The sequence below is a fragment of the Ruegeria sp. TASC047 genome (genome assembly GCF_059612445.1).
Map to the genome: position 1 here is coordinate 1 of NZ_JBXWQP010000007.1, position 1,013 is coordinate 1,013.

Consider the following 1,013-nt stretch of genomic DNA (forward strand, 5'->3'; position numbering starts at 1 on the left):
GCATCCGCCCGTTGAAGCTTTCGCAATATCCGTTTTCCCAGGGTGACCCTGGCTCGATGTAGGCGGACTTCGCGCCGACGGCGGTGATCCAGTCCCGAACAGCCCGTGCAACGAACTCAGGGCCATTATCCGACCGGATGAATGCCGGAGCGCCGCGCAGGATGAACAGGTCTGTCAGAGCATTGATCACATCTGTCGAGTTCAGCTTGCGCTTCACCTTAATCGCCAGACATTCCCGGCTGTGCTCATCAATGATGTTCAGCGTCCGAAAGACCTTTCCATCATCTGTCCGGCAATGCACGAAGTCATAGCTCCAGACATGGTTCCGATACTCGGGCCTCAGCCGAACACATGATCCGTCATTCAGCCAGAGCCGCCCCTTCTTCGGTTGTTTCGTTGGAACCTTCAGCCCCTCTCGTCGCCACAGCCGTTCGACACGACCATCGCTCACGGACCAGCCTGCATCTCTCAGCAAAGCCGCGATCCGCCGATAGCCGTAGCGGCCAAACTGTCTGGCCAATTCGCTCATGTCAGCAACCAAACGATCCTCATCGGCGCGGCCTTTCGGGATATGCCTTTGTGTGGAGCGGTGCTGCCCGAGAACCCGACAGGTCCTGCGTTCCGATACTTTGAACTGGCTTCGAACGTGATCGATACATGCGCGACGGCGAGCGGGGCTTAGTAATTTCCCTTTGCGGCTTCCTTCAGGATTAATTTGTCCAACGTAAGGTCAGACACAGCTCTTCTGAGCCGTTCATTTTCCTTTTGAAGTCGCTTCAGCTCCTTCAACTGATCCACACCCATTCCGCCATACTTCTTTCGCCAGCGATAATAGGTTTGTTCAACAACACCGATCTGTCTGATTGCATCCAGACGGGACATGCCTTGCCCCATCAACACCTCAACTTGCCGTAACTTCGAAACTATCTCTTCCGGCTTCGGTCGCTTGTTTGCCATTCTTAGTCCTCCGTTTCCTAAACATAGCGTCGGACCAGTTCAGTGGGGGAGGCTCA

1 pseudogene is annotated in these 1,013 nt (G+C 55.1%); it reads right to left on the reverse strand.

Features of this window, described 5'->3' with window-relative positions:
* Nucleotides 1–957 (reverse strand): annotated as a pseudogene (locus AC2FLO_RS01045) (IS3 family transposase); the annotation flags it as partial.
* Between the last annotated feature and the right edge of the window lie 56 nt (nucleotides 958–1,013).